The organism is Pantoea allii (assembly GCF_046529425.1).
Classification (GTDB): domain Bacteria; phylum Pseudomonadota; class Gammaproteobacteria; order Enterobacterales; family Enterobacteriaceae; genus Pantoea; species Pantoea allii.
The window spans coordinates 2,409,938-2,436,931 of sequence record NZ_CP125958.1 but is presented as its reverse complement, the minus strand read 5'-3'; the positions used below and the strand labels follow the sequence as shown (position 1 = coordinate 2,436,931).

The window sequence follows — 26,994 nt, the reverse complement described above, 5'->3', positions numbered from 1 at the left end:
AAATATTGAGGAAAAGATGGTATTTTTCAAGGCAAAAAAAGAAAGTAATTATAAATTCAGAAGAAAAGTAAAGTCAGCTATGTTTATATTGGTTTTACTCTTGGCACTTCCTGGTGCTTTTGTATATTTTGACTTCGTAAAATACAGCACTCTTGGCCATTTAAACTCAACAATAAAATTTATTATTATTTTTTTATATGTACTGATTTTCTTTTTTAGCTTAACAAAAAGGAAGTGGCATTACTTCTTTGTTTTTCTGTTGTCACTTACCATGCTCGTGATTTACCCATACTCAGGTTTGAAAGATTTAATTATTCATAAAGGATTTTATACACTCAGAGGTCAGTTTTATAAAAACCTATCACACTGCGCTGTGGAACATTATGGTAAAAATCAGGAGCAAACACTCGCCTATTGTTTTAGAACATACCCTGAAATCGAGGGAGAAAATTATGATGTTTTTTATGATACTGGTGGAGAGTTGATGTTACCGGAAGATAGTCGTTCTTGCTCGTGGTATAAAGCCTGGTACTCAATTGCCAGAGAAAAAAATAACAGCATACTCTATGGTGTTGCTAAAGAAATCAGTATGCCTTCCATACTCATGAGAATGTCTGATGTTGGTCATTCTTTTTACGCAGTGGAATATGATTTATTTGATCGAAACTTTAATTATTACCCTCTTTCCTACTGCGGCATAAAATAAAAAATCAAACCGGATTTTGAGCTTGCAGGAAAGCGGGGTAAGCCTGGTAGCAATAATTACAAAATGGGTTTAACAAGTCCGCAGGTTGATTTTTTAATAGCTATTAAATTTACAAAAAATTTTCCTGCGTTCTATTACTGTAGTTAAGCGTTTTTGGATTAACAGCGAGTAGGAGGATATCTAATCAAAATATAAATGCAACTGCATGTAATAAAATGCAACCATTTGGGTGTGAGTAAAATCTAAGCATCCCGCTATTGTAAGTTTCAGTAAACCAGACTACTGTTGTTTCTATAAGGTTCTGAATAGGTTATAAAAGCCCTTAACTTGCTGGCCTCTTATCTTTACTGTGCGGATCACTCGATGAAGCGTAGAACATCTTTCTTTTTACTTTCCGGCCTTATATTGCTGATTTCCGGCTGCAGTCATCATCCTCGCTCAGACGCTCCCGAGGACACTTCCGCATCGGATTCAACGCAAAACCCTGACTTAATCCCGATTGTTGCTGCATTGCATGACCAAATGCATACCTGGCATGACACACCGTACCAATGGGGCGGAACGCAACTGTCGGGCGTCGACTGTTCGGGCTACGTCTGGCGCACCTTGCATGACCGCTTTAATCTGCCGATGGATCGCGTGACTACCGCCGATCTCCTGCATATGGGCGTTCGCGTCACGCCGGAACATTTGCAGCCGGGCGATTTGGTCTTTTTCCGCATCGGCGGTGGTATGCATGTTGGGTTCTACGATACTGACCATCAGTTTATTCATGCCTCTGCCAGCAAAGGCGTGATTCGTTCTTCACTGGATAATCCTTACTGGAAATCCGTTTACTATCAGTCTCGCCGTCTGACACGTGAATATGGCGCACAGGTGACGCTGAATCGGGCAAGTTAATGCGTTGAACACAGGCGTTCTGCCCGAGCAAAGCATGAGTGGGGAAATCAGCCACGCGTCTCACGACAGAATGGTGGCTTATCTCCGTTCACACCCACTTCAGTGTGCTTAGTATTGCAGCCACGCTTAACGGGGCGACGCAGCCGTTATGTAGCAGGTTGGTGTTTCTATTGGTTACTGTGTAAAGGCGCGCGTTACACCTGCGGCTCCACAGATGCCTTTGTTTGCAACGCGTTATTTAATGGTTTGTCGTGATGCCCATTGTTCGGGCGTCAACGTTTTTACATCAAACTGATCGCGCGTCCGGCAATAAGTATTCCCACCCATACGACCAATCGCGTCCATAAGGTGCTGATCGATGTGCAGGTTTTCCGGGTTAACCGCATCGCTACGCACATAGACGCCGACCACTTCACCAAGAATAATTTCGCGCGCGGGGCCGACCTGCAAAGTGGTATGTCGGCGGCATTCCAGCGCGGCTGGCGCGGCAAGAATGCGCGGGCTGCATACCTTGTTGCCCGGAACGGTAGCCAGGCCAGCTTCACGCAGTTCATTCACCTCTGGCGCAAATTTAATCGCGCAAACTTCCATTTGTTCGACCAGCGCCTGGTCCACAATATGCACGGTAAATTCGCCCGTTTCACGAATGTTCCGGGCTGTGTCTTTAAAGCGCATATCGGCATAATTTTCGACACCAATAGCAACAATGGCCGGATCGTGTGTTAACACGTTGAAGAAGCTAAATGGCCCGGCATTCGCGTGCCCGTTTTTATCAACGGTAGTCACCAGCGCTACGGGGCGCGGTATCACCGTACCAATCAGTATTTTGTAGCGTTCCCGTTCGCCTAATGACGCGAAATCAAACCAGGTGTGCGAATTCATATCAAACTCCGGCTGCAATACGGTGGGTTTCAAGCGGCGTATGGCGGCTAAGGTTTTCGAAGCCGTCCTGGGTCACCACATAACAATCCCCAATGTTGCAACCGGCCGATAACGGCTCAAGCCATTGGGTGTGCAACACAAACACCATACCTTCCTCCAGACGATCGTAATTGTGAGACGAAATGTTGAAGCTGTTTTGGCCGCCCGCCATGCCGACTGAATGGCCCAGGTTCGGGTTATGTGGGCCGTGAGTGGCAGGGTAAACATGCATGAGTTTGCGTCCCTGTGCTTCCCAGTCTGCATCCGGGACATACTGTTGCGGAATTAAACGTGCCTCGCCGTCCGGCATGGGTGACCAGTTATACGGCATGCTGCGGGCTTCGGGTGAGGTCAACAGTCCTTGCGCGATCATGGGCGCAAAGGCTGCATTGTTGATATCGCGCATTAACGCGCCCGGCTTAATGAATTGCTCCGCACGTTTAACGCCTTCAGTACAGGCGTTTAACACCAGCTCCTGGCGGGCGGTAATATCGCCCACGGCAATCATGCGCGCCGTCTGGGCGGTATAGCCGCGCCAGGTGACATTTGAGATATACAAATTGATCAGGTCACCCGGACGAACAATATGTCCGTAAGGCTTGCCGCAGTGTGTACCAAACGCATTGATACCAATTTGATAGCCATCGCCGGTCTCACCACCGAATGCCATTTGCGCGGCGGTAAAGGCCGCAAAGATTTCATGATCGGTGATACCCGGTTTCGCCACATGGTAAGCCGCTTGCGTACCGATGCTAATCAACTGTGCCGCCGCCCTGAACATCTCGATTTCACGCGCGGAGCGCACTTTTTGCAGTCGGTCCAGAATGGCGTTGTCTGCAATCCATTGACTGCCGGGTAACTGGATTTCCAGCGACGCCCAGAAAGTCAGGCTGGTACGATCGCCAATTTTGCCAATCTGTGCACGCGCTAATCCCAACTGACGCAGTATCGCGGCACATTTTTCGGCCGTTTTCACCACCGCGTCGCCGGGACGGTCAGCATATTCGCGGCCTATTGGCCCAATCTGCCAGATGTCCTCGACCAACAGCGGCTCACCGGCTGGCGGAAGCAGCACTGACTGGGTGAAAAACGACAGCAGCGTCAAGGGCTTATTGTTATCTGTGGGGATGATCAGCACACCTTCGCGCATCCAGTCGCAGATATAGCGAAGATAGGGATTTGACGCATGAAACCAGCCCACGCTGCCTGCGTGAACGATCAGCGCATCGTGTCCGGCCTCTACGGCCTGACGACGGATTTTACGCAGCCGCTCTTCAAACTCCTCCAGCGGCAAGGGCGGCGGGGCGGAAAACGTGAAGTCAGGCTGGAAATCAGCCAATAACGCGCCGATGCGATATCCTGCGGCGGCAGTCGCATGAGTAGTCATAGTGAATCCTTTTTATTTACGGGTTTTGCGGACGCGGTGCCAGTACACGGCGCGCGACCAACATGCCCATCAGGGTTATCGCAATCAGAATGCCGGAGATGGCCGCAACGCGAACATCCAGCGACTCTTCAATCAGTGCAAACATGCGCAGGGGAAGGACTGTGGTGCGAGCGTCAGCAAGGAACAGCGTGACCGTGACGTTATCCAGAGACTGGATAAACACCAGAAATGCCCCGGCGGTGATGCCCGGCATCAGCAGCGGCAAGGTGACGCGGCGCAGGGTCATAAACCAGCTCGCTCCCATTACCGTCGAGGCTTCAGCCAGAGAGGGATTCATTCCCTGCGCAACCACGGATGCTGCCCGATACATCAGCGGGCCGAACACCACGATGTGGCCCGTAACCGTTAACCATAGTGACGGTGTCACGCCAAAAAAGTTGGCAACGATTAAGGCCGCCAGGCCGTAGACCAGACTGGGCAGCACCAGCGGTGCCAGCAGTAATGGTTCAATGGCATTGACGCTTTTACGTTTCATTCGCGTCATGCCAATGGTGGCGGGCACGGCGAACAGCAGCGATCCCAACACCGCCAACCCGGCAATTTTCAGGGAGTTCCAGGCCGCGATCTGCTCCGTTCCGGAACGAACGGGGTCCAGTAAGGCCTCGTACCAGCGCAGGGAAAATCCCTCGGGCGGATACTTCAGTGTTTGACCGGCGGTAAACGACATCATGATGGCAATAACAATGGGCGCAACCAGATAGATAACGCAAAGCGTGCCAAAGCCATAGACGAACAGGTTATACAGTGCAGCAGGCACCGGGTTTTCTCGATGATTACGCATGGCCGCTCAGTCTCCGGTGGCGTGAAATCATGGTCAGGGCAACCAGCAGGCAGCCAGTAGAAAGCAGCAGCACCACGGCGATGGCAGAGGCCAATGGCCAGTCAAACAGCGTGCCGACTTCGCGATAAATCAGCTGTGGAACATACACATTGCGCGCGCCACCGATCACGGACTGGGTGACAAACGAACTACTGGTGCTGGCGAACACCAGAATCCAGCCGGCCAGTAAGCCCGGGAGCATTAAGGGCAGCAGTACGGTGACGAAAATTCGCCACGGACCTGCACCTGAAACCTGCGCGGCTTCCGTGAGTGCGTAGGGAGTCCGCGTGAGAATCGCAATCAACGGCAGGATAATTAACGGCAGATCGATCTGGCACATTGCCAGGACCAGACCCAGCTCGGTAAACATCAGGCTGGTTGGCATGCCGGTGATGCCCAGCGCCATAAGGGCATCACTGACAGGGCCCTGGCGTCCCAGAATGACAATCCAGGCAAAGGTTCGCACCACGTTGCTGGTCAGCATCGGTATCAGCGTCAGGAAAATGATCGTCTGACGCACTGTGCGACCGCTGTGCCAATACAGCAGAGCGATGGGAATCCCCAGCAAAGTCGTCCCAATAACGGTTTCAATGCCCAGTCTTGCGGTATTAAGCAGCACGCGGAAGTTAAACGCATCGCCAAAAAAGCGAGCGTAATGCTCAAGCGTGATACCGCTTTTGGTGATAAAGCTGAATCCGACTAAAACAGCGAGCGGCGTTGCGAAAAACACCACGGACAGCAACAACATGGGCACCACATACGGAAAGCCGCTCTGTTTCATCACGCCACCTTATCCAGCAACAATCGTATCGAATTTGCGTATCCAGGCATCGCGATTTTTGTTGATCGCGGTCCAGTCGGGATAAACCAGCGAAGGCAGGTCCTGGCGAGTAACGTAGGCCGAGATGGCAGGCGTCAGCGCCACATTGTTGTTGGTGGGAAACATTTCTGCTGGCGGTAGCTTGAACTGATCCTGAGCGGCCTGTGAGATAGCGGCATCCATATAGGCATAAACCGCCTCTGCGTTTTTACTGCCTTTGGTCAGGTGAATGTTGACCGGTGCCGCCGGTGTACCGGTTTTAGGATGCACAAATTCGGCATTCATGCCCAGGCTCTTCAGCCGCGCGACGTTACTGGTGCTGCACATAAAGACCGCAATTTCACCTTGCTGGAACAGCGTCATCTGGTGATTGGTGCTGTCGACGATGCTCTTTAGCTGCTCAGGGTGTTTCTGGAACAGTTGAAACACGGCATCCATATCATCTGGCCCTTTGCCGTATATTTTGGCAATTTCGGTATAGGCCATGACGGCGGTGTTAGAGCCAAACCCTGTCCAGGAGACCAGCCCTTTAAACCTGGGATTCTCAAACAGATCGGCATAGCCATCCGGCCTCGGTACCATATCGGGATTGTAGGCAATGCCGTTGACTTCCACGGTCACCGTCGGCCCGTATTCTCCCTGAAAACTTTTATCGAGCAGGTGCCAGTTTTTCAGCCGTGAAGGATCGATTTTTTCAATCAAATTATTTTGCAGAGCAACGTCAGTTTGCCCCGGAGACATCAGCAGTGCGTCATAGGGCGGATTGCCCGGGCTGGCCATCACTTTCGCGAGCTGGTCCTGGGCCATCGCTGGCGCAATCGTCAGGCCAATGCCTTCTTTCTGCAGCATCGGTGTTAATACCGTGCGATAAGCGTCCTCCCAGTTGCCAGGGAAGGTGGCTACCACGGCTGATTGCGTATTGGCTGCCAATGCCCGTAACGAAAGCGGCAGCAGTGAGGCTGCCGTCGCCCCGGCAATCAGTTGACCGAACCGACGACGACTGATGTTAACGTCTTTCATAGTTTTTCCTTCTTATGCGCTTAGGATTGCGGTTCTGCCGGAAAGGCATGGCAGCGTGTGGTATTGATCTCGGCGAACAACTGCGCGCCGGGGCGAAGAAGCGGGGTACCGGCACCACGCACTTCAGACGCGCGCAGGCTGCCACCACAGGGAAGCGTCATCTCGTGGAGCAACGTCGGGCCCAAAGGAACTGACACGCTCAGCGTAACCGGCTGCGTGTTTTCGTTGGGGTGCGGCATCAGGGTGATGTCTTCTGGTCGGCAGGTGATGATGACCTTAGCGCCCAGAATAAAGTTGAGTCGCCTGGGCAACCGCAGCGTCATATCGTCAGGCAGGCCAATTAAGGTGGTATCGTTGTCAAAGCGCAACACCGTGCCCGGCAATTGGTTGGTTTGACCAATAAAGGTGTTAACAAACAGCGTGCTGGGCTGGTCATAGACCGCCATCGGCGTATCAATCTGCTCGACATTCCCCTTGTTCATGAGCACCAACCGGTTCGCCAGGCTCTGGGCTTCCTCTTGATCATGCGTGACGATCAGCGTGGTGATACCCAACGTTTTTTGCAGGTGCAGTAACTCAACCTGGAGATCAAACCGCAAGGCGCGGTCGAGCGCACCAAAGGGTTCATCAAGCAATAATAAAGAAGGGCGGCCGGCAATGGCGCGGGCAACAGCAACACGCTGCTGCTGTCCGCCCGATAATTCGCGCGGCAGGCGATTGCCGTACTCTTCCAGCCGCACCAGCGTCAGCATCTCTTTCACACGCGCTTTGCGCTCAGCGCGCGACATCTGCTGACAAGACAAGGGATAGGCGATGTTCTCAGCCACGGTCAGATGCGGGAATAAGGCGTAGTTCTGAAACACCATGCCAATACCACGGGAGCGCGCTGACATTTGCGCAAGGTCCTGATGACCTAACACGATTTTGCCTGCCTTGGGCTGAATCAGTCCGGCAATGGCGCGCAAGACGGTCGATTTACCGCACCCGCTCGGCCCAAGCAGCGCCACAATTTCACCCGGCTCAATGGTGAACGAAATATCACTGATAGCATTACTGCTGCCGTAACTGTGGGTAAGTCCATGAACGCTAAGACGTTTACGTTCTGATGTTTTAGGCATAGTTGACATAGTGCTTCCCTGGTACGGCATCGTTTAATGGAACGATCAAGTCGAAGTGAGGAATTTTGCAAGTGGCGTGCCAGCCTGAAATACAGGGGGAGGCGAAAAAGCACAATACGTTGATTATTAATGCAAATTATTTTCATTAACTTATTCGTATGTATTTGCGAATATCTTTGATTCAATTTTTATTCATAAATAATCGATCAGCATTCACTTTTATAGTGCGAAACTTCCTTAATTTGGTGCAGCCTGATGTCATTTTATGCCACCGCTGCAGCAGGGCTTGTTAACGGCAAAGGCGGTAATCGCGCGAGAATGCAGGCTGTACAAGGGATTGAGAGAAGAGTAATTCCGTACAGAATTAATCGGGAAATAATTCGCAAAAATATTCGAATGTTTTTAATTTACTTTTTAGTTATTTGCATCAGGGAGTTAGCCATAGCTGTTCCTTGAGTGGCATGAGGCTTGCACGCAACAGCCTACAATGACATCTAAAGGGTTCGTCTATGAGATTGGGAATTGATGGGTTAAAGCTGCCGGAGGCAAAAAAACGAGGTCCGCTCGCCAGCCTGGATCATGTGAAGAATCTGGGGCTGAGTGGCATTTTTTTCAGCACGCTACTGGATATGAGCCCACAGCTCGATATCGCTGAACTGCGTGATATCCGGCAAAAGGCTGATGATTCAGGCCTTTACCTCGAAAGTGGATTAGGCAAAATTAATCCCTATTGCAGCGCTGAATCACCCGAATTACGTGACATTGGCGACGGCGATATCATCGCAGGGTTAACGCGGATGATTGAATCGGGGGCAGAAATTGGCTGCCGAGAGCTTTGGGTGTCACCTGGTAATTTCAAACCGGCTTATCGTGGTCGGCTGGCGGTCGATCGCTTTCGTACAGATGTCACCTGGGATGAGCAGCTTAGCGCCACAGAAAAAGTGCTGCGCAAACTGGCGCCGGTGGCACGCGCTAATGGTGTACACATGAACATAGAAACCCATGATGAGATCACCTCATTTGAGATTCTACGTCTGATTGAAGCGGTCGGGGAAGATTGTCTGGGCGTGGTGCTTGATACCGCCAACATGTTGCAGCGTGGGGAACATCCGGTCTGGGCAACGCGCCGCCTTGCGCCCTGGGTGCGTCAGACGCACATTAAAGATGCCTATATTGGTCGGGCGGAAGGCGGGCTTGATTTCCAGCCGCGGCCATGCGGCACGGGGATAGTGGATTTCACCGCCATTCTTACCTTACTGGCGGAAGTGAATCCACAGCTAAACCTCTCGCTGGAAATAGCCCGATCGTCAGACGATCAGCGCCGTGATGCAAACCCACGACAATGCATCCAGATTGACGATCCTGTCTGGCGTGCAGGTCATCCGGACCTGACGTCAGAAGAACTTGAGGCCTACTTCGCGATGCTCAATGCGTATGAAAAACGGGTCATGGCAGGTGAAGTGGCTGACTTTGAGTTTTACGAAACAGCGAACTACGGCTATCCCAGCTATCAGTATCAGTCCTACGGTTTTGAGCAGGCGATTGGCTTTATTCAACAATCCTCTGAGCATATCCGTGCGGTATGTGCCCGACTGAATATTGTGCTTAGCTGAGGTTTGCGCAGCGAAATTATTACAGAGATAGTACAATCCGGTTTTCAACAAGTGCGATAGCGGCTTGATGCCTGCTATTGCCTGACAAGGAACAAGAGATGAAAAAAACGCGCAGTCGGGCAGGTGCGGCAGTTTCTGGCACAGCGTTGACAGGTGGAGAAGGTCATGACGATGTTTCTGAGCGCATCCGTGCCACCCTGGCGGCGGCCATTAGCGAAGGCGCACTCAAACCGGGAAGCAAAATTCTGGAAGAAGCCATAGCCGAGCATTTTGGCGTCAGCCGGACTGTGGTTCGCGGTGCTTTAGGCGTTTTAGAAAGCGATCACCTTCTGGAGCGTAAGCACAACCGGGGCACCTTTGTTGCCGAGCCGGGCATTGAAGAAGCAAAAAGCCTGTTTGAAGCGCGGCGTAAAATCGAAGGGCTGCTGCTCGAAATGGTTTTACGGCGAGCCACGCCAGCCCAACTGGATGCGCTGACGGCGTTAACCGACGAAGAAGAGCACATCCATCAGCATGGCGATGAGAAATCCAAAACCGTTTTATCCGGTAAGTTCCATCTTGTTTTGGCGGAGTTGGCCGGCAATCCCGTACTAACCGAGATGTTGTCGAAAGTTGTGGCACGGTTATCGTTGGTGATGGCGTTATATGAAGAAAAGCACAGTGACGATTGTGGTGCAGACCATCACCGCATGATTGTTCAGGCACTAAAGGATAACGACCTTAAACAGGCTCAGCATTTGATGGAACATCATTTGTCGGACATTGAAAGCCGCGTCCGCTTAACGGCAGGTCAGGGCGACCGTCACTCATTTATGTCGGTGCTGGAGAATTTTTCCTGACAAACTTGTCGACGCCGAGGCAACCGCACTCAGTCTGATGTTGGTTTGAGGCTTAATCGAGAATGACGTTATCCGGGCTGGAACTGAGCATGGCCTGGCAACAGGCTGTTAGCCGTAAGCCATTTTCACGGTAACGAGCGGCAGTGAAAACAGATCGGACAGAACCAACAAAACGCATGTCGGGTAAACGTGGCGAGGTTACTGTGAAAAAAACGTGGCAATGGCCAGACTCAAACTGGCAACGCTACGTGAATTCTGAATAACTCGCAGGGGGATTATGCGCCAGTTTTCGCGTAGCGCGATCGATTTGGAATGCGCTTCAAGACATAAAAGTGCGCAGGTGAGGAGCCCGTGATACCGGGGAGCCATCTGAGTACGTAATTAGATATCTTATTTAACTTATGTTGAGCGAAAATTCAGTTCATGAGTCATGTTTTTTTTATCCGTATGATTTAATTTATTATTTGTAATTTAAAGACCAGTTCACTTTCGGAGAACTTCATGAACTAACAAAAGATCTGCTTCTTATAGGCATTTCCTGGCAATGTGCTACACAACCCTTTACCCTTCACAATCGCATATAAAGCCCTACCAATTATAGGTGGTATCTAATTGTTGTATTGAAAAAATCATGATTTCCAATGACATTTAGATTCGTTAATACCTAATCAGAACTGATAATTCTGATGGCGGTAGCGTTGTCAAGTTTGCTAGGTTTGCTTGAGAAGAATCGGTCAGGTAAGAGGGCTATTAAGAGCTATGTTGGCCGATCGGCGTGAAGTGAACTCGCCCGCGACTCTTATACCCTGAGTGGCGGCGTTTATGGATACCGGCGGGTCCACAGTGACCTGCGAGAAATTGGAGAGGTATGCAGTAAAAACAGGGTAGCGAAAATTATGCGGCAGAACAGAATCAAGGCCGTACATGGCTATAAAATCCCGCGAGGAACACGGGGACGTCCGTCAGTCATTGCTCCTAAACGGGTACAGCGGGAGTTCACAGTTGTTAAGCCAAACCAGGTCTGGGTAACGGATATTACCTACATACGGATCTGGCAGGGCTGGCTGTATCTGACCGTGGTGATAGACCTGTTTGCCCGTAATGTGGTGGGCTGGTCCATGAAACCCACACTGTCACGCGAACTGGCGCTGGATGCTCTCCTGATGGCCGTCTGGTGACGAAGGCCTGAGGAAACCGTTATCGTGCACAGCGACCAGGGTAGTCAGTGTAGCAGCGATGACTGGCGACGGTTCTGCTATGCTAATAACCTGTCACCCAGCATGAGCCGACGCGGTAACTGCTGGAATAATGCAGTGGCAGAATCCTTCTTCAGTTCGCTAAAAAAAGAGCGCATCAGAAAGCGGATAATAAAACCCGGGATATGGACCGGGCTGATATCTTTGATTATATCGAAGTGTTCTACAACCGGGCCCGACGCCACAGTCACCTGGGAGGCGTAAGTCCAGAGGCCTTCAAAAGGCCTCGTCGTGAGGACAGTGAATGTCTACGGGAACGGGGTCACTCCACAGTTATGTTCGGAAGTTTGGCTGACCCTTTTTTTGACCCTACAGGTATGTTACATTCGGTGATGTCATAGTGATATCGCTCAAGGGAATGCATAAAAATGACAATCAAGGAAGTTTTCATAACGCCGCTGGGCGCGTGCAACAAAAAATATAAACATCGGATACAGAAATTAAGATCATATTCTACTGAGTTAGAAGGTTACTTCTGACTCTGTCTCTAAATTTGCCTAGGACATATTGCATGTCGAAATCGGCTTCCTCCCATCCTCATACAGCTGCACCTACATGGAGTGGGTTTATTTATCAAGGGCATTTAGCGCTTTATCATTCCATAGAATGTGTGCTCAATAAAATGTCGTTTGAGTTGCAAATCGACAGCATTGATGATTTTTCGATAATTGAAAATGGAATTGCAGTTTCTACACATCAGGTAAAAGCGCTAGCAGATGATAAAAGAGCTGCCTATAAGGAGGCTCTCGAAAAAGCTGCATCTACATATATGTTGTGTGATAAGACTACCAAAAGATATTTTCATACATCTGCGCGCCTTGATGATGCTTCTGATTTTGTTGGCAGCAATGGGAATGTCGTTAAATTTTATACTTACGATGGACTGCCTTACTGCTATCTCCAAGATGTTGAAGAAAAAACGAAATCAAAAATTGAGACGTACTTGGTTTCCGAAAAGTTACCTTGTAGTGATTTTTTAGTGAATTTGAAGTTCGAGGCTTTGCAGAGTCATATTGCCGCTCAAGTAATATATATACACGCGTGCAATCAGGATGGGTTAATGAGCGCCGCAGAAGCCGCGTTTACTCAAACTTTAAAAAGTGAGAAGATTGTAGAGTTATTAAGCCTCACCGCTACCCATGAAGACGACATTGTATACAAAATGTTCCAAGCCAGGATGACCGTTTGTAAATCATTGTATGGGTATACCAATACAATGGAAAAAACAGCAGATAGAACTGTTATTCAAAAAGTTGCAAGTGTTTACGATCAGATTAAAGAGTTGGGTGATACTCCATTTATATGGTTGTGGAAGTCGTTATGTTTTGGATCTTCCACAATGGTCGTGAGTGAGAACAGTGTTTATGATTATGTGGATGTGATCTACGATATAGATAAAGCACCACTGAGTGAGCAAAAGCCTCCTTACTATAGGTGCTCTGCCGGAGATTTTTATTTGCCAACAGCAATTTCGGCAGACAATGTTCGACGGGAGCATAGGTTTGCTGAAGATCTAATGGAGCAGCTGAAAAGCGATCCAGAACTGATAGATATCTTAGTTGAATATCAATGGCTAATCGCAGCTAGAGCAAATATTTTTTCACCCGCTGAGCGATTTTGTGCAGCTACCGGAGCTTCGCGGGATGCTGTAGAAGATGAGTTTTCATTGATGGGTAAGGATCGTAACAAAATAACTAAAGCCTTTGATGCAAAAATAATTTCAAAGGAAGAGGCGAGGGTGAAGTTGAATGATTAAAGATATTGTTCTACAGGCTGCCTTGAAACATGAGTTTACTTTGTTTAATACCGGCGACGATTCTAAAGCAGATGACGTCACCATAGAGTATTCGGCAGGAGAAACTTTAGCTGGTCTTGAAGGTGTTGATTATAAGTCTTTGACTTATTTTAGTCAGGATAGTGGAGATAGGAAGCGATTCCTCGCCGTGGTTGAGTGTGGAAATATACCATCACCGCAGTTGCTGAATAAATTAGTGTTACTGTATGCTCCTGAAGCATTCAAATCTGATCCTGCTTTCGATAAAAATACCGATCTGATTATTTTGCATAAATTAAGGCATCGAGCTGATTTTAATGGAATTGAGAGTAAGGTGTTTGGTATTGAAGAAAATCCATATTATTTTAAAAAATATTTTCTTTATTACAGCGAAGAAGAGCTTAGGTTGTTAGAAGGGCACAACTTCGAAAGCGTTTCAGCGATGGTTGTCGATGATAGGATGTTTGCAGAATATCGAGATCAACCGCTATCGCCTACATTATATAGTGTCGCGGCGAGAATTTTTATAAAGCTTCCATTTGTAAAGGTTCCTGTTAAGGAAAGCTCACTGAAGCCGCTTGATATTTATGTAAAGGAAGCACTCGCCGAGAAAAAATTGACCGGTCTTCATCTCAAAATCTTTAATGCTTCTGCATCTGGGATTGAAGCAGACAAACTAATCGAGACTCTGATTCATGAAGAAATGGAAAATATCCAGCCTTAAGATTGAAAATTTCAAGCCATTTGAAAATACATCTATTGATTTTCGAGCTGCCTCCATGATTACCTTGGATGGCCCCAATGGTTTTGGAAAAACTAGCATATTTGATGCGTTGGAGCTTTTGTTTACTGGCGTTATACAAAGAATTATCAATACAAATGATGCAACAGTTGCAAAACGTTCGCGCAAAAAACAATTTGAAGAAAACATATACTGGAATAGAAATAAAGAGGGCGACATCGCTATTAGAGCTGAGCTCATAAATCAAGATTCAGGAGAGTCAATTTTCCTAGCTCGTGTTGCTACCATAACGGACCTATCGAACCCGGATAATAATGCACCTGATAACTTCTCTATTTTTAAGCTTTACGAAATAAGCAGTATTGACTCCAATAAGTTTGGAGAGAGTCTTGATTCTAAAGCACTAGAGAGTATTCTAGGAGAGAACTTCTTAAAAAATTTCTCTTTATTGAACTATCTTGAGCAAGGGCAGAATAGATACCTATACTCGACGGATGCCACTGAAAGAAAAAAAGGCATTGAGCATCTTATTAATACCGATAAATTGACGGGACAGATATCATATTGCTCCGCGTTAGAAAATATTATTACGGAATCTTATACTGGGAAAGTGCATACTGACCTCCAGGCTGAGTTGAATGAAAAAATTAAACAGCTTAGTGGTCAGTTTCAAGATGCCGAGAATGCCGTTGACTTCAAGCGGTTAAGTACCGCGCTGCCGTCACCTGGTTGGGATGTTGAACAGCCTCTATCGGCTGTAAATGATACAGATATTGAAACTCTGATACGTGAATTACGGAATATGTTTAGAATATATCAGAACTTTGATGAGGTTCTGACGAGAAAGGCTAATAGTAATATTGATGAGTTTTTAAAAAGAGAGGTCGATATAAAGTTGGCTCTTCAGTTGGGTTTTGAAGTAGCTGGATATGAAGGTCTGAAAGTAAAGGAGTCAACACTAGTTGGGCTGGATCATGATCTTTTAATATTCAGAAAGCCAGCTTCAGAGATAAATGAAGTAGACCTAAACGGTCTTAAGAACGCTGCTGATTTGGTTGGTGTAAATAGTCTCATTGAGGTACGGGATCTAATTAAATCTGATAGTGCAGCTAAGAACGCAAAGCTTGTAAATTTACTAAATGCTCATGCAGAGTTGCTGCGGCGACACCAAGAATGTGAAGATTTGGAAATTTCCGGTTGTCCATTCTGTGGGTTCTCATGGGCGACTTACGCTGCGTTAGAGGAAGCCGCTGTAAATAATGCGGAAAGAATTAGATCTGAAATAGATGCTTCTGCCCAAAAGTTGGAGGAGACAGTAAGGTCAATACAGGACTTACTAAATTTACAGATAACAGCATTCACACAGCAGCGTGACCTAGTTGCAAAAGATTTCGATAGTGTACTTTTTAAGGCTCTCACAGCAGCAGAATCTAAGTTCTCAATCATAAGTGAAGTGGCTTTGCAGTTGGTAAATTATGGCGTATCAAAAGACCTTCGTTTTACGGCTGATGATGCAGCTCTGCTGTTACGGTTTAATGAAGCAAAAGGGATTATTGCGACAGCTAAAAAACCAGAAAAGGATGTGCTACCTTTAGACTGGTCATCTAGCTTAGAGATGGCTTTCTTGAACGCATCAGATATAACCTCACTTAGTATTTCGGATTTTGAAAATAAAGAATCCTATCTCAGAGCCGCTCATTCTAAATTCAAAAGTGAAGAGTACAAGTCCAAAGTAGCTGAGCTTGATAAGCTCAGTTCTAGGATTGAAGCTGGCAAAAAAATAAAAGCAAAAATTGTTAATCTTAGGAAGCAATTGGACGACACTGCGAAGCAGTATGCGAAAAAGACTATTGGTGATATAGAGCTGTTATTCCATATATATAGTGGAAGACTCATACAGAACTATCAGCGTGGGTTAGGTTTGTTCATAGTGAGCGGTAAAGGAGATATACTCAAATTCAATACTGCGCTGAAGTCTGATCATGATGCAATCCTGTCTATGAGTAGTGGGCAAATCGCATCATTAGGTTTGGCATTTTTCCTAACATTGAATAGGGTATATGCGCTTAATCCATTTATACTGATTGATGATCCAGTACAGTCAATGGATGAGATTAACATTGCTTCATTGAGTGATTTGTTACGGGTGGAGCTTTCAGATCGTCAGATTTTGTTGTCAAACCATGAGATGGAAGTGTCAACATATATGCGGTATAAATTCAAGCGCGCAGGATTGTCTCAAGCATCTGTTTCTATGTTGCCAAGAAACATAACAGAATAAATGTGTTTTAGGGGTGCGCCTTACAATTAATTTTTTGAGGCGCACTTTTTAGTTGTTTGTTGCGCTTTGCCTAACCGAGCTAATATCAGCCAGTAATAATATTTGGTCGAATTTGAACGAGTTTTAACAGGTGGTGGGCGGTTCCGCACCTATAATCGAACTCATTGTGAGCGATGTGTTGTAAGCATCCCTGCAAACCGGCCCATTCATTTTGAGCCTCAGTATAAATATGAAATCAGCCGGGGAGTGGAGCCTAGCCACATGGATAAGTACACGTTTATTGATCGATATTTTCACAGCCAGCGCGAGCTGTTGGACATCAGGCATTCTGAAGAGCGGGATATCAATACGCTGTTTACCTACCTGAATAATCTCCACTCTACTGCTGATAAGCTGCAAGAGTTATTCAACTGCAGCATCAAAACTGCTCCAGAATTCAAAGTACTCAGGCTTATCAGGAATTATTTTCACCATGTCGGGGACGTTGACGAAATTCGTCTCCATGTCAAAATCGAGGAAAATGTTCTCGTTAGCCATTCGCAACACCTTCTAATACTGACCTGCCCCCAGTATTAGATACAACCATCAGTTAGTAATGTCGGTTTGTTTACCTTCACATTTTCCATTCCGCCACCGTGCTGCAAACTCTGATGGCGTCTGATAATTCAGTGCTGAATGCGGACGATACTCGTTATAATCCTGCCGCCAATCTTTAATGACTTTCCTGGCGTGAACGATATCGCTGAACCAGTGCTCATTCAGACATTCATCGCGAAATCGTCCGTTAAAGCTCTCGATAAATCCGTTCTGCGTTGGCTTGCCCGGCTGGATTAAGCGCAACTCAACACCATGCTCAAAAGCCCATTGATCCAGTGCGCGGCAGGTGAACTCCGGCCCCTGGTCAGTTCTTATCGCCGCCGGATAGCCTCGAAACAGCGCAATGCTGTCCAGAATGTGTGTCACCTGCACGCCTGAAATCCCAAAGGCAACAGTGACCGTCAGGCATTCCTTCGTGAAGTCGTCCACACAGGTCAGGCACTTGATCCTGCGACCGGTGGCGAGCGCGTCCATGACAAAATCCATCGACCAGGTCAGGTTGGGCGCCGCCGGGCGGAGCAGCGGCAGACGTTCTGTTGCCAGCCCTTTACGACGACGTCTGCGTTTAACGCCCAGCCCGTTCAGATGATAAAGGCGGTACACGCGCTTGTGATTAACCAGAAGCCCTTCACGGCGCAGTAACTGCCATATGCGGCGATAGCCAAAACGCCTGCGCTCCAGTGCCAGTTCAGTAATGCGCCCTGATAAATGGGCATCATCCGCCGGACGCTGAGCGTCATAGCGGCAGGTCGACAGGGACAAACCTGTGAGTCTGCAGGCACGACGTTGCGACAGACCGGTCGCACCACACATAAACTCAACGGCTTCCCGCTTCTGGTCTGTCGTCAGTACTTTCGCCCCAGAGCCACCTGGAGTGCCTCCTTATCCAGCATGGCTTCGGCAAGCAGCTTCTTGAGTCTGGCGTTCTCTTCTTCAAGCGACTTCAGGCGCTTAACCTCGGGCACCTCCATACCACCATACTTCTTACGCCAGGTATAAAAGGTGGCGTCGGAAATGGCGTGCTTGCGGCAGAGTTCACGGGCAGAAACCCCGGCTTCAGCTTCGCGGAGGATACTGATGATCTGTTGGTCGGAAAAACGCTTCTTCATGGGAATGTCCTCATGTGGCTTATGAAGACATTACTAACATCGCGGTGTATTAATCAACGGGGAGCAGGTCAATACCGCTAGAAGTGCTCGCAAAAAGCGTGAAATCATTTATCGATAACACGATACCTGACAAAAAAACAAAAATTACAAATCCAAATTGCGATACGTACAGAGGGAAATGAGTGATATCGCTGAGATCTTCGGCTACGCCGCAAATCTCATGAAAGACCTCGAAATGTTCTGCCAAAAGCCCAGTCTAAGGCTTGACGGAAGGGTATATGAACTCGGATTTGATATGTACAAATTCGTTTTCAACATCACGAATATTATTGCAGACAAATGCCGAGAAATCCCAGAGCTACGCGAAAAGAAGGTAATAGTGATCATCTATGGTCAGTCGACGTCCGTAAAGTCGACCTGACCGATGTACGCGACATCACCACAGAAAGTGTCTATCCAGTACTGATGGAAGAAACAAATTATGCATTCCCTGACCGCAATTCAGATATCAAAGGTTGGGTTCGGACCGATGATTTGTCACCTTATGAAGCTTGTCTGATTCGAACTGACAAGGAAGGGGAACAGTGGGTAGCGCTTTCACACAGCTATTGGGACGAGGATAAAGCGCCGAATGAAAATAGCTGGAATTCACCTTACCTGGCAGTGCGTGCTTATTATTCAAGCGCACTCATAAATGAAAGCATCCAGAACTTTAAACAGAAAAGTGCGCGCGATATTTTCCAATATAATCAGGGGAATAGCTGTTATCGCGGTTATCTTGCTGAATATCCTGACAGCCCAGTGTACAAACAACTTCTTAATAATGAGGAAGATAGTGAAGCATTTAATTTTACAGAAGTCAGTTTACTACGCGGAAGCGAATGGGAATATGACTACTCATATACCACGCCCGAGCGCCAGGATAACCTCATTGCGCCATGCCAGGGAATCATTTAAGAACTCGAACTTTTATGGGATTGTCAAAGCGGTTGGGTTGATCGTTCTGGCAAACTTATCGCCTTCCATCATAAAGGTGTAAGACAAAGCGGACTTTTCATTCATCGTTCGGCGTTGAACGCCTACCTGTCCATAACAGGTGAAGAACTTATATATCGCCGTTTTGCTAACAGGGGATATTTTGATTTAGCTGGCCGTAACGGCTCGCAAATAGACCTGAAAACTTGGCTCCAGTACCGGGCAGACAAGGCGCCAGTAGTTTTACGAGAAGAGGAACTGCCGTTTAACTGCTGACAACGATATTTATTAAGTAATCAGCTGACTGCCCTAGCATAAATGATTCAACAGACAGTGTCTGTTGAATCATTGAGCTCTGCTGAGAAGACAGTTTCATTCATTAGATATTGCATTGGCAATATCTTGCGCAAGTAATGCGTTTTGAATGTTCACCAGTATCTCAGCGCCGGGAGCTAACCTGCCATGTGTAAGTGCTGCGACATCTCGAGCAAGATTGACAGCTCCAGATGCAACGTCGTCGTTCAACATTCGAAGAAAATTATGAACAGAGGTGCCCGCTAAACTGGCATCGAAGGCCAGTAGAGCAATTTCAAGTTTGTGTTCATCGGTTTGTCGCACGGTCTGTTCAAGAATAGGGCGCTTGTCACCACCCAGTCTGAAATAACGTAATCCATCAAGCTCTATGATCAGATCGATAATGGGTTGTGCTGCACGCACCAAGGCATCGTCTAGCCGAGGAATGGATAGCGTATCAAGCCAATCATCAACACTATGTGGCGAGGAAAAGAAACTGGAAACACCACCGACTATTAATTGTGAAATCGCAAATCCAGCGATGCGTGGGATAATCCACATCTGGCGACTTTCACCAACGTCAGCACGAATCTGCGCTGCATGCTCATTGAACCAGACCAGCCAATCAGAAGGCGTTTCCAGGTCGACCACTGCAAGAAGTTCTACATTTGGCCAAGGCAGGAGGGACTTCCAATCCGGACGAGTATAAAGCGTTAATTCGATGCCGGATGCCTGTAGTCTGGCTTCGGTTTGGCGTAAGTACCTGCCGGAACGCGTTTTCAACTGCTGTTCAGCTTCAACTTTAGCCAGACGCAGTGCATTTCCAAGCTGAGCCTTGCGGGTTTTCACTATCCACATCTTTGTTGGATGGGATGATTCGCTACCAGCCTCGGCGGCTAACAACCGCAAAGAGGCAAGGATATTTTCCAGTCGCGTTAATAATGGCTCGGGGTCCATGCCCACGATAGACCACGGTTCCCTGCGTGCTTCACTGACACTTTTTAGCAGGTCCCCTGTCCACGCGACAAAGGCACCATAGCCATCCGGTATCTGATTAAAGCGCCTGACCAAATCAGCCGAGCAGGAATGTAGTAAATTTTGTAATGGTTTAACATGCTGCTCCGGCGCCTCGCCAGTTGAAAGACCTTCCTGTGGTGAAGTCAGGTTACAAGCCCCCTCAAAAACCTCACCGAAACGCTCAAGAATTTTTGGTGGTGGTACCTTGCCCCGTAGCACACAGTCTACAATACGTTCCAATACAGGCATAAGCTGTTCCAGCAAGGCGTACGCACGCTGCAGGTAAGCGGAGTAACTTTCTGTTCCAACCAGTTTTGCCGCTGCGGCAATCCAGCGCTTATTCCATTCTGGCAGAGCCTTGGTGGGTAGGTTTTCACGGGGTATGCGTTTGGTAGCAACAGGGTATTCCGACAGACCTGAAAGAAGGCTATCGGCAGCAATGGCATCAACGGCGACTACTGCTGCGGTAGGGTCTAGTCCAAGCAATAGCTCACAAAATTGCACGACCTCTTCATGCACATCGTTCTGGACAGACGGTGCGACGTGAAAAATGCGACTGTGCAGTAAACGACCATCGGGCGTTGCTTCAACATCAATTTCATCCGTCCACGGTATTTCAGTTGTGATGCGGGCTAATAATCGATCCCGGACATCATCCTCTGCCCAGATTATGGCAATTTTCGGGTCGATAAGTCGCGCAACACCCAGTAACTCTGCGGCGTTGCTGAGGTTGTTCGCATCAAAATCAGGCCTTAAATTGCTTAGCGCCGACCTGATACTGTCAGGAATATCCATGCCGACCAAAGTACCCATGAAGGTACATAAACGTTGGGTATCAGCGCGTACGACTAATGCGTTTATTGTGTCCAAGGAAAGTGCGGACAGTAACACTTGTCGCGGATCAGAGGCCGAACACAACTGTAATTCACTCATGGCTTTTTGCAGGTGCTCAGGGAAGGGGATTATTGATGTATTTTGTCCCGCCATAACGAACATGACGGCCAGAGTAATCAATGTTGGCTCCACGCCAAGTGCCCGCGCCTTGGGTATCCAGTCACTCAGCGTTGTTTCGATATGAGCCTGCCCCAAACCGAAGAGGCAACCGTTCAATGCGACAGGGGCAAGTTCTTTTTCAAGTCGAGTCACCAGTGTCTCAATCAGAGACGTTGCTGCATCTGGAATATGAATAGAAACATAGCTTACAAAGCTGCTCAGACTGTCATCGTTGACTGTAAGTGCGGTACTAATGGCCGCATGTGACGGTGTTTGCAATAAATGCGTATGACAGAGTTCAAAAAGTGTCTTTGAACGGAGTTGATGAAGTCCTTTTAGCTGGCCATCCACTGGTATGGAAACCAGATGTTCATCAATTAGTCGACGTAACGCTCGGGTAAGTGCGCACTGTTCAATGCCGAGAACTTCCGGCAATCGGCTGACATCAATCGTCGCGCCTGCCGCCCCGGCAAAGGAAGTAACACTGAGAACAGCCAGTTCTTCATCCCTGGATTCGCGAAGTCGCTGATCTATTTGCTCAGCAAGGATAGACTTAAGTCGCCCTCCACGAGTCAAAATATGCGTATATTCCAGAAGAAGCCCGCCACTCTTGGCCCATGGCTCGCGCCATCCCGCCCAATTTGTCTGACCTTGTTCCACTAATTGGCGCCAAATCTTTTCTGCTACAGCCTCTTCCATGAGCGGACGTACTTCGCGAGCCCGGGAACGCGAGGCCAACATAAGAGTGTCTTCCTCCCTGATTGAACCCAACAGTAATATGCCACTGCCAACGGTAACTTCTTTAAGCAGCGCATTCCAAAGCTGACTAAAACGTCCACCAACGTCATCGAACACAAACCCGACAGGCGCGTCAGGAGAAGCCCTTAATGCACGGGTAAACTGAATGAGAAGATGAACATCAGCCGCATCACCTCTTCTCATCTCAAACCATCGAGTAGTATGTCGACTCGCGCGCGCGGTTTCCCACATCAAAGCAGACTTACCAGCCCCTGACAGACCAACAATTAAAGTCGCACCAGCAGATTCTAATGCGGAGAGTACCTCATGACGTGCATTCGGACGCTCGGCAACAAGACCTGCAGCCAGATGGCCGGGCCGTGTGTTCACACCCTGGTAGAAGGACGGGTCATTGAATGGTGTCAGAAAATCGACAACATCACAGTAACCGTTGCGTAAAGCTGATTCCATTCCCGCCATGTCCAGCGCTGGCTCTATTCGACGAAGAGTAGTTTCCACATCCGATATACCCAGCCCTTCAAAGCGACCATCCCTCACCAGACCATTTTTGTCCGCCAGCGCGGCAATCTGTTTCAACAACTCACCATAATGAATCTGAGCCGCCAAATCTGAGCAGGGCATGGTGCAATGAATACTTGCCACTGCGGCCTCAAAAGGATTTGGTGCAATCCAGATTTGAGTACGTGCGGCAAGGGCTTCCCACTGCGGGTCATCCTGAAGTGGACTGACCAGAGCTGGATGCTCAGCTAACAAATGATCGGCCACTGGCCCCTCGGCAACAGGATGCTCAAGAACAAGAATTAGATTTGTATGGAAGGCGGCATTTTCAACGCGCGCCCAGAGCGCTCGTATAAACCCGACTGCAACCGCCACGGGAAATGGTCCAAGATGGTCACGCCGTGACTTCACCTGCACGAGAGCAGAGCCTATAGTACTACTTAGTTCGTAATCATCTTTCCCTTCGGGAATCACAGCCCCATAGGGGAGTTCGTTAGCCCAGCAGCGAATGGCCAGCCAGACGCCAGCAGCATCTTGATATCGAAAACCCCGACCAGCATGAGAGCCTGCACGTGATGTTGCCAACTTACAACTCCTTGAGAGAACGTGTTAGGTTCCTGAAAGTATTGGTTTACTGAATACACGACATTTACCCCACAATTACTACGGATATGAAGAGAATGTACTCTGTACCTAATGCAAGAAACGAGAGGGGGATCCAAAATTCTAACGTATTGATTTATCAGTTAGTGGAAATGTCTTATGAAGTTATTTACCACTGTAGGTGATTTAACATAATATACATTATGTGCACTTTAATATGGTGGGCTTTGACAGGTTCATCTTGCGTCTTTTATGTCTGCTACGGCTTTTCAGGATCTCAGCCCGTTTTGCATCTCACTGCTTTTGTCTGATGACGTTCGTCTCTCATGCCGTCTTCAGGCCACCATCAAAAGACCTGTGCTGCTATGCTGCATTTCTATTTAATCAGACAACCCAATTTGAATGATGATCAACGACCACATATCCTGTGCTGCGACTTATGTTCATCACCCGAAACGCGCATCAATTTCGTTTTTAGAAAACGTCTTCATCGAGAACTCACAGTGCTTTCCATAAAGACGGTCATCCACGTCTCACTTCGCTTTTCGAAAACGTCTCATGGCAGAACTCACGCTCAGTTCCGTCATGCCGCGTCGTGATGTGTTGTCAGGCTCAGCTGCAAACTAACGCCTGTAAAAAACTGACGCTGCTACGTGAAAGTTAGCGTACTCAGGTGCCGCATTCCCCACAGAATCCACCCAAATCGATCACGAAATTTTGGCTGTCTGGTACAGATCATTTTCAGAAAAAAATCAGCCCGTCTGTAATCACAATTCCGTCATTCATCTTCAGTCGTGCCTGAGGTTGAGATGTGATGCGTTGGCAGCTTACACCGCCAGGGCGTGCAATGAAGAACAGCGCTGCCCTTTTCTTCTTTATCCTGATTAGACAGTTTTGACCAGACCCGGTTAACGACTTCATCTCAGTTTTGTTTAAGCCTGCCGCAGGCTCTGCTCGAACATCGCCAGATTTTCCCGCGCTTCCTTGTACTGATAAGATGTCAGTTCAATCTGATTTCCATCGGAGTTCACTTTCACCTCAATGGGCAGGCGTAAAGAGAACCAGCATTAAACAGATTATTTATTAATGCAAAAAGTCGCGCATCAAATAGCACTTAATTTAACATAATTAAGACGCGATGCTTTAACGCCCCGTTATAGTTTTAATGTAGCGATAACAGAGCGCCATTATTTTAGAATAAGGATCTGCCTAATGAACGTCGGCGACGGTTTCCCCCGCAGCCTGACAATACGGTAATTCAGGCAGACCCAATTAACTAATTTAAAGCAGATAGGAAGGCGATTTGTTGGTGAACTGCGTTATACAGTCATCTAATATTTGCTGCGTGACTTCAGTCACTTTGGCATAACTATGCGCCCGCCATTGCGGCAACGTATATTGCGGCGTGCTGGCCGTACTGCCGCACAAAATACTGGTATAAAGTGACTTGCCATCTTTATCTTGCGTTGCGCGGGATAAGGCTGTCGTCATGATAAGCTCATAGTTATCATCGCCACCGGCAAGGTTTTTATAAATCAGCTTCCATGTATACGGGCTAATTTTCACTGCGTCCGGGTATTTTTTGGCAGGATGTTTATCCATTTCTGTCTTAAGAATCTCACTGACTCTCGGCATCAGATAAGCGACTGATGGATTAGCCAGTCCTTTCACTTCAGTGCCTTTGAGATCGGATTTAGTAAAGCCTGTCGCCTGTCCACCGGTCGTAAACATCATGGTGACGAACTGTAATGTTTTAAGTGCGACGACTTTTGAAGTATCACCTTGCGTCACGTATCGCAACTGATTATCGGTTGGTTGATTAAAGTCGGTTTCCAGCTCATTCCAGGCCTCAATCGTTATTTGAGAACTGTTGGCGGAGGTAATCGTTTCTGATTGAACCAGTTTACTGGTCGGCGGGAGCGGTTTTGACGCACATCCACTTAATAACAGCGCCATTGCCAACAGTGAATAATTCCTTTTTATCATCATTCTCAATCAATCTATTATTGTATGTGGAATGACTATCGGCGAGCAGACAGGAAGCTTTAATTAAATATGAAATATAATTTATGTATTCAATGAAGTTAATTCGATGCTGCCATCACCATGCCCTGCTCTTCCTGATACAAACAGCGGGGCGATGACGGTTTTATTTTGAATATATTTTATACAACCGTTCTCATTCTATTCAGGTCTGTTTCAGGGTAGCAGACGCAGTATATTGGCAGGATAAATCGTGTCGGCTGTTTCACTGAGTGCCTTGATGGTCCACCAACGTGCGCTGGCTATAACTGACTTCTCATTTTCACTCCAGCCCTGCGTGTTAATCTCGTCACCCGAGACAGTGACAACATAAAAACGCTCGTGTGCCAGAACACATTCACCTGAGGGCAGCGTCATCTCAAATTTGCGCTCACCCACGGACGGACCAACCTTCTCCTGACGTATACCGGTTTCTTCATAAAGCTCTCTGACCGCTGCCTGCTCGAAGGATTCGCCCTCCTCTACGCCACCGCCGGGCGTCGCCCAGTAGGCATTGCCTGCCAGCGCATCCTGTTTATGCACGAAACGAAACAGCAAAACGGCATGGGAAGCATTGAGGATCAGTAATCGGGCCGAACGACGAGTGCGCATGTCATCTTCCTTTTTGATTGGGCCTGAAGCGCATTTAAGCGTTCTGGCCTGCCCTTGCCCATCAACTGGCGCGCAAAAAATCCTGCCAGCGACGCGTCAGATAGTTGTGTTCATCCATCACGGCATTCCACACGGCAATATGGCTCATGCGCTGTTCGTAGCTTCCTCCGTCACGCACTTCACCTTGCGGAATCAACGGTGCGCCCCAGGCATCCAGCAGCACCTCGCTTGCTGGCTGACCGCCATACCAGAAGTCCCATTCTGCCGCAGACAGATGCGCCCGGCTGCGCTGCGCGTTGGAAATATAGTAACCCTGTCGCGCCATGACAGCGCCCGGCCAGCCGGATTGCCACCAGTTTAAATAGTCATAGGCCGCGTCTTTGATTTTGCCGGTCGCGCAGCGCGAAAGCGACATGCCGCCATACCAGGCGCGATAACCTTCTCGCGGGCGTGCCATTTTATAGCCGCGCTGATGAAAATGATGACGGAAATAGATGGGCGCCCAGAGGCTCTGCACTTCCACCTGCTGATTGGCGATAAGGTCGCATGCCTCGTCCTGCGAGGCCCAGAATGCCGCGAAATGCCCATTGCGATTGAGGCGCGCCAGTTGCTGAGTCAGCAGATCAATCTCTTCAAGCGTAAGATTACCTGGGTTGGCAAAGCGCGCCAGGCCAGCGCCCTGCATGGCAAGCGCGGCATCAATGCCGCCCATTGCCGCATCTTCCTGTAAAGCCACCTGCCCCGTCAGCGAAGGATGCAGGAGCCAGCCCCAGCTCTCCTCCTGCTGCTGCAACGCCGCGGGCAGTCGGTCGGCGTGATAAGCAAAGCTGTCTGCATTGTGCGTGAGCGGCAGCATACTGATGTGATCGCTGGCATGGCTGCCCAGATGCATATCGCGCTGCACATACAGCCGTTCAGAAGGCACGCTGCCGTCGGCCAGCGGCAGATCCGGACGTAACCTGCCGGTTTTCGCCAGCGGGGTAATTTCATCCCAGTATTTGAGACGTTTGATTTCCAGCGGCTGGATGGCCCGGGCAGGCCAGACAAAATCGATATTGTGAAACCACTGATCGTACAGGTCATAACTCTCCGGCTGCATGACGGCAATGCGTTGCGCATCTTCCACGCTGTGCAGCAGGTATTCGATACGAATGCCCAGATCTTTTTCGGCCCTGACGCGCAGCATTTCCAGCAGCGTGACGGAGGTGCCGAGTACGCGTAATGTCAGTTGATCGTTGACTTTGGCTGCAGAGTTCAT

At 48.3% G+C, this 26,994-nt stretch carries 20 protein-coding genes and 1 pseudogene; 10 read left to right on the top strand and 11 right to left on the bottom strand.

Translation table 11 applies throughout. From position 1 onward, the window contains the following. Nucleotides 1-16 precede the first annotated feature (16 nt). Both QNH99_RS11460 and QNH99_RS11455 read left to right on the top strand, forming a co-directional pair. Nucleotides 17-706 carry a hypothetical protein gene (locus QNH99_RS11460; RefSeq protein ID WP_410516687.1) on the top strand — a complete coding sequence of 230 codons (690 nt, stop codon included), beginning with the start codon at nt 17-19 and terminating at the stop codon, nt 704-706. Nucleotides 707-1,069: 363 nt separating this feature from the next. Next, nucleotides 1,070-1,606, top strand: coding sequence for a C40 family peptidase (locus QNH99_RS11455; protein ID WP_109716349.1), 537 nt, complete (start codon nt 1,070-1,072; stop codon nt 1,604-1,606). Nucleotides 1,607-1,840: 234 nt separating this feature from the next. Here the strand turns inward: QNH99_RS11455 and QNH99_RS11450 are convergent, their stop codons facing one another. From QNH99_RS11450 to QNH99_RS11425, 6 genes are read right to left on the bottom strand one after another with little or no spacing between them, the layout of a single operon-like run. Next, nucleotides 1,841-2,488, bottom strand: a complete 648-nt coding sequence (locus tag QNH99_RS11450) for a flavin reductase family protein (RefSeq protein ID WP_410516686.1) — start codon at nt 2,486-2,488, stop codon at nt 1,841-1,843. 1 nt (nt 2,489) lies between these two features. Beyond that, nucleotides 2,490-3,914 carry a M24 family metallopeptidase gene (locus QNH99_RS11445; RefSeq protein ID WP_410516685.1) on the bottom strand — a complete coding sequence of 475 codons (1,425 nt, stop codon included), beginning with the start codon at nt 3,912-3,914 and terminating at the stop codon, nt 2,490-2,492. Nucleotides 3,915-3,930: 16 nt separating this feature from the next. After that, a complete protein-coding gene (locus QNH99_RS11440) occupies nt 3,931-4,755 on the bottom strand; it encodes an ABC transporter permease (RefSeq protein ID WP_063879644.1) in 825 nt (274 codons plus the stop codon). Beyond that, nucleotides 4,748-5,575, bottom strand: a complete 828-nt coding sequence (locus QNH99_RS11435) for an ABC transporter permease (protein WP_145393222.1) — start codon at nt 5,573-5,575, stop codon at nt 4,748-4,750. Before QNH99_RS11435 ends, QNH99_RS11440 begins: the two co-directional genes overlap by 8 nt. 9 nt (nt 5,576-5,584) lie before the next feature. Beyond that, complete coding sequence (locus QNH99_RS11430; protein ID WP_410516684.1) at nt 5,585-6,634, bottom strand: ABC transporter substrate-binding protein; 1,050 nt, start codon at nt 6,632-6,634, stop codon at nt 5,585-5,587. A 20-nt stretch (nt 6,635-6,654) separates the two neighbouring features. Continuing rightward, nucleotides 6,655-7,761, bottom strand: coding sequence for an ABC transporter ATP-binding protein (locus QNH99_RS11425; protein ID WP_145393220.1), 1,107 nt, complete (start codon nt 7,759-7,761; stop codon nt 6,655-6,657). Nucleotides 7,762-8,261: 500 nt separating this feature from the next. Here QNH99_RS11425 and QNH99_RS11420 point away from each other — a divergent pair, with 500 nt between their 5' ends. From QNH99_RS11420 to QNH99_RS11390, 7 genes and pseudogenes are all read left to right on the top strand, one after another. Continuing rightward, complete coding sequence (locus tag QNH99_RS11420; RefSeq protein ID WP_410516683.1) at nt 8,262-9,365, top strand: sugar phosphate isomerase/epimerase family protein; 1,104 nt, start codon at nt 8,262-8,264, stop codon at nt 9,363-9,365. Nucleotides 9,366-9,463: 98 nt separating this feature from the next. Beyond that, entirely contained in the window at nt 9,464-10,204 is a 741-nt protein-coding gene (locus QNH99_RS11415) for a GntR family transcriptional regulator (protein WP_410516682.1), read from the top strand. A gap of 782 nt (nt 10,205-10,986) precedes the next feature. Then, a pseudogene (locus QNH99_RS11410) lies at nt 10,987-11,684 on the top strand (IS3 family transposase); the annotation flags it as partial. Nucleotides 11,685-11,971: 287 nt separating this feature from the next. After that, complete coding sequence (locus tag QNH99_RS11405) at nt 11,972-13,216, top strand: ABC-three component system protein (protein WP_410516681.1); 1,245 nt, start codon at nt 11,972-11,974, stop codon at nt 13,214-13,216. Then, on the top strand, nt 13,209-13,958 hold the full coding sequence (locus tag QNH99_RS11400) for an ABC-three component system middle component 1 (protein ID WP_410516680.1): 750 nt from the start codon (nt 13,209-13,211) through the stop codon (nt 13,956-13,958). The genes QNH99_RS11405 and QNH99_RS11400 overlap by 8 nt, the downstream gene beginning before the upstream one ends. After that, complete coding sequence (locus tag QNH99_RS11395; protein WP_410516679.1) at nt 13,930-16,257, top strand: AAA family ATPase; 2,328 nt, start codon at nt 13,930-13,932, stop codon at nt 16,255-16,257. The genes QNH99_RS11400 and QNH99_RS11395 overlap by 29 nt, the downstream gene beginning before the upstream one ends. Nucleotides 16,258-16,518: 261 nt before the next feature. Further along, a complete protein-coding gene (locus tag QNH99_RS11390) occupies nt 16,519-16,833 on the top strand; it encodes a hypothetical protein (RefSeq protein WP_410516678.1) in 315 nt (104 codons plus the stop codon). 9 nt (nt 16,834-16,842) lie between these two features. Here QNH99_RS11390 and QNH99_RS11385 read toward each other — a convergent pair. Then, nucleotides 16,843-17,963 (bottom strand): IS3 family transposase gene (locus QNH99_RS11385; RefSeq protein WP_109718365.1). Its coding sequence is split into 2 segments (ribosomal slippage): nt 16,843-17,705 and nt 17,705-17,963, totalling 1,122 coding nucleotides; the frame shifts between segments, so codons are not numbered across the junction. Between the two features lie 339 nt (nt 17,964-18,302). Between QNH99_RS11385 and QNH99_RS11380 the strand changes: the two genes are divergently transcribed. Then, nucleotides 18,303-18,920: a hypothetical protein gene (locus tag QNH99_RS11380; RefSeq protein ID WP_410516677.1), complete on the top strand. Its 618-nt coding sequence runs from the start codon at nt 18,303-18,305 to the stop codon at nt 18,918-18,920. A gap of 390 nt (nt 18,921-19,310) precedes the next feature. Here QNH99_RS11380 and QNH99_RS11375 read toward each other — a convergent pair whose 3' ends face one another. The 4 genes from QNH99_RS11375 to QNH99_RS11360 form a co-directional block, all read right to left on the bottom strand. Beyond that, nucleotides 19,311-23,084, bottom strand: a complete 3,774-nt coding sequence (locus tag QNH99_RS11375; RefSeq protein WP_410516676.1) for a hypothetical protein — start codon at nt 23,082-23,084, stop codon at nt 19,311-19,313. A 1,299-nt stretch (nt 23,085-24,383) separates the two neighbouring features. Next, entirely contained in the window at nt 24,384-25,058 is a 675-nt protein-coding gene (locus QNH99_RS11370) for a hypothetical protein (protein ID WP_410517672.1), read from the bottom strand. A 243-nt stretch (nt 25,059-25,301) separates the two neighbouring features. After that, entirely contained in the window at nt 25,302-25,736 is a 435-nt protein-coding gene (locus QNH99_RS11365; RefSeq protein WP_410516675.1) for an NUDIX hydrolase, read from the bottom strand. 61 nt (nt 25,737-25,797) lie between these two features. Continuing rightward, a complete protein-coding gene (locus tag QNH99_RS11360; RefSeq protein WP_063879652.1) occupies nt 25,798-26,994 on the bottom strand; it encodes an ABC transporter substrate-binding protein in 1,197 nt (398 codons plus the stop codon).

Bases quoted from the DNA above. Each gene is read 5' to 3' on its own strand.
- QNH99_RS11405 (WP_410516681.1), top strand. From the start codon at position 11,972: ATGTCGAAATCGGCTTCCTCCCATCCTCATACAGCTGCACCTACATGG.
- QNH99_RS11400 (WP_410516680.1), top strand. From the start codon at position 13,209: ATGATTAAAGATATTGTTCTACAGGCTGCCTTGAAACATGAGTTTACT.
- QNH99_RS11395 (WP_410516679.1), top strand. From the start codon at position 13,930: ATGAAGAAATGGAAAATATCCAGCCTTAAGATTGAAAATTTCAAGCCA.
- QNH99_RS11390 (WP_410516678.1), top strand. From the start codon at position 16,519: ATGGATAAGTACACGTTTATTGATCGATATTTTCACAGCCAGCGCGAG.
- QNH99_RS11425 (WP_145393220.1), bottom strand. From the start codon at position 7,761: ATGTCAACTATGCCTAAAACATCAGAACGTAAACGTCTTAGCGTTCAT.
- QNH99_RS11460 (WP_410516687.1), top strand. From the start codon at position 17: ATGGTATTTTTCAAGGCAAAAAAAGAAAGTAATTATAAATTCAGAAGA.
- QNH99_RS11360 (WP_063879652.1), bottom strand. From the start codon at position 26,994: ATGAACTCTGCAGCCAAAGTCAACGATCAACTGACATTACGCGTACTC.
- QNH99_RS11455 (WP_109716349.1), top strand. From the start codon at position 1,070: ATGAAGCGTAGAACATCTTTCTTTTTACTTTCCGGCCTTATATTGCTG.
- QNH99_RS11445 (WP_410516685.1), bottom strand. From the start codon at position 3,914: ATGACTACTCATGCGACTGCCGCCGCAGGATATCGCATCGGCGCGTTA.
- QNH99_RS11435 (WP_145393222.1), bottom strand. From the start codon at position 5,575: ATGAAACAGAGCGGCTTTCCGTATGTGGTGCCCATGTTGTTGCTGTCC.
- QNH99_RS11370 (WP_410517672.1), bottom strand. From the start codon at position 25,058: ATGGCGCTGTTATTAAGTGGATGTGCGTCAAAACCGCTCCCGCCGACC.
- QNH99_RS11365 (WP_410516675.1), bottom strand. From the start codon at position 25,736: ATGCGCACTCGTCGTTCGGCCCGATTACTGATCCTCAATGCTTCCCAT.
- QNH99_RS11420 (WP_410516683.1), top strand. From the start codon at position 8,262: ATGAGATTGGGAATTGATGGGTTAAAGCTGCCGGAGGCAAAAAAACGA.
- QNH99_RS11440 (WP_063879644.1), bottom strand. From the start codon at position 4,755: ATGCGTAATCATCGAGAAAACCCGGTGCCTGCTGCACTGTATAACCTG.
- QNH99_RS11380 (WP_410516677.1), top strand. From the start codon at position 18,303: ATGCCGAGAAATCCCAGAGCTACGCGAAAAGAAGGTAATAGTGATCAT.
- QNH99_RS11430 (WP_410516684.1), bottom strand. From the start codon at position 6,634: ATGAAAGACGTTAACATCAGTCGTCGTCGGTTCGGTCAACTGATTGCC.
- QNH99_RS11415 (WP_410516682.1), top strand. From the start codon at position 9,464: ATGAAAAAAACGCGCAGTCGGGCAGGTGCGGCAGTTTCTGGCACAGCG.
- QNH99_RS11450 (WP_410516686.1), bottom strand. From the start codon at position 2,488: ATGAATTCGCACACCTGGTTTGATTTCGCGTCATTAGGCGAACGGGAA.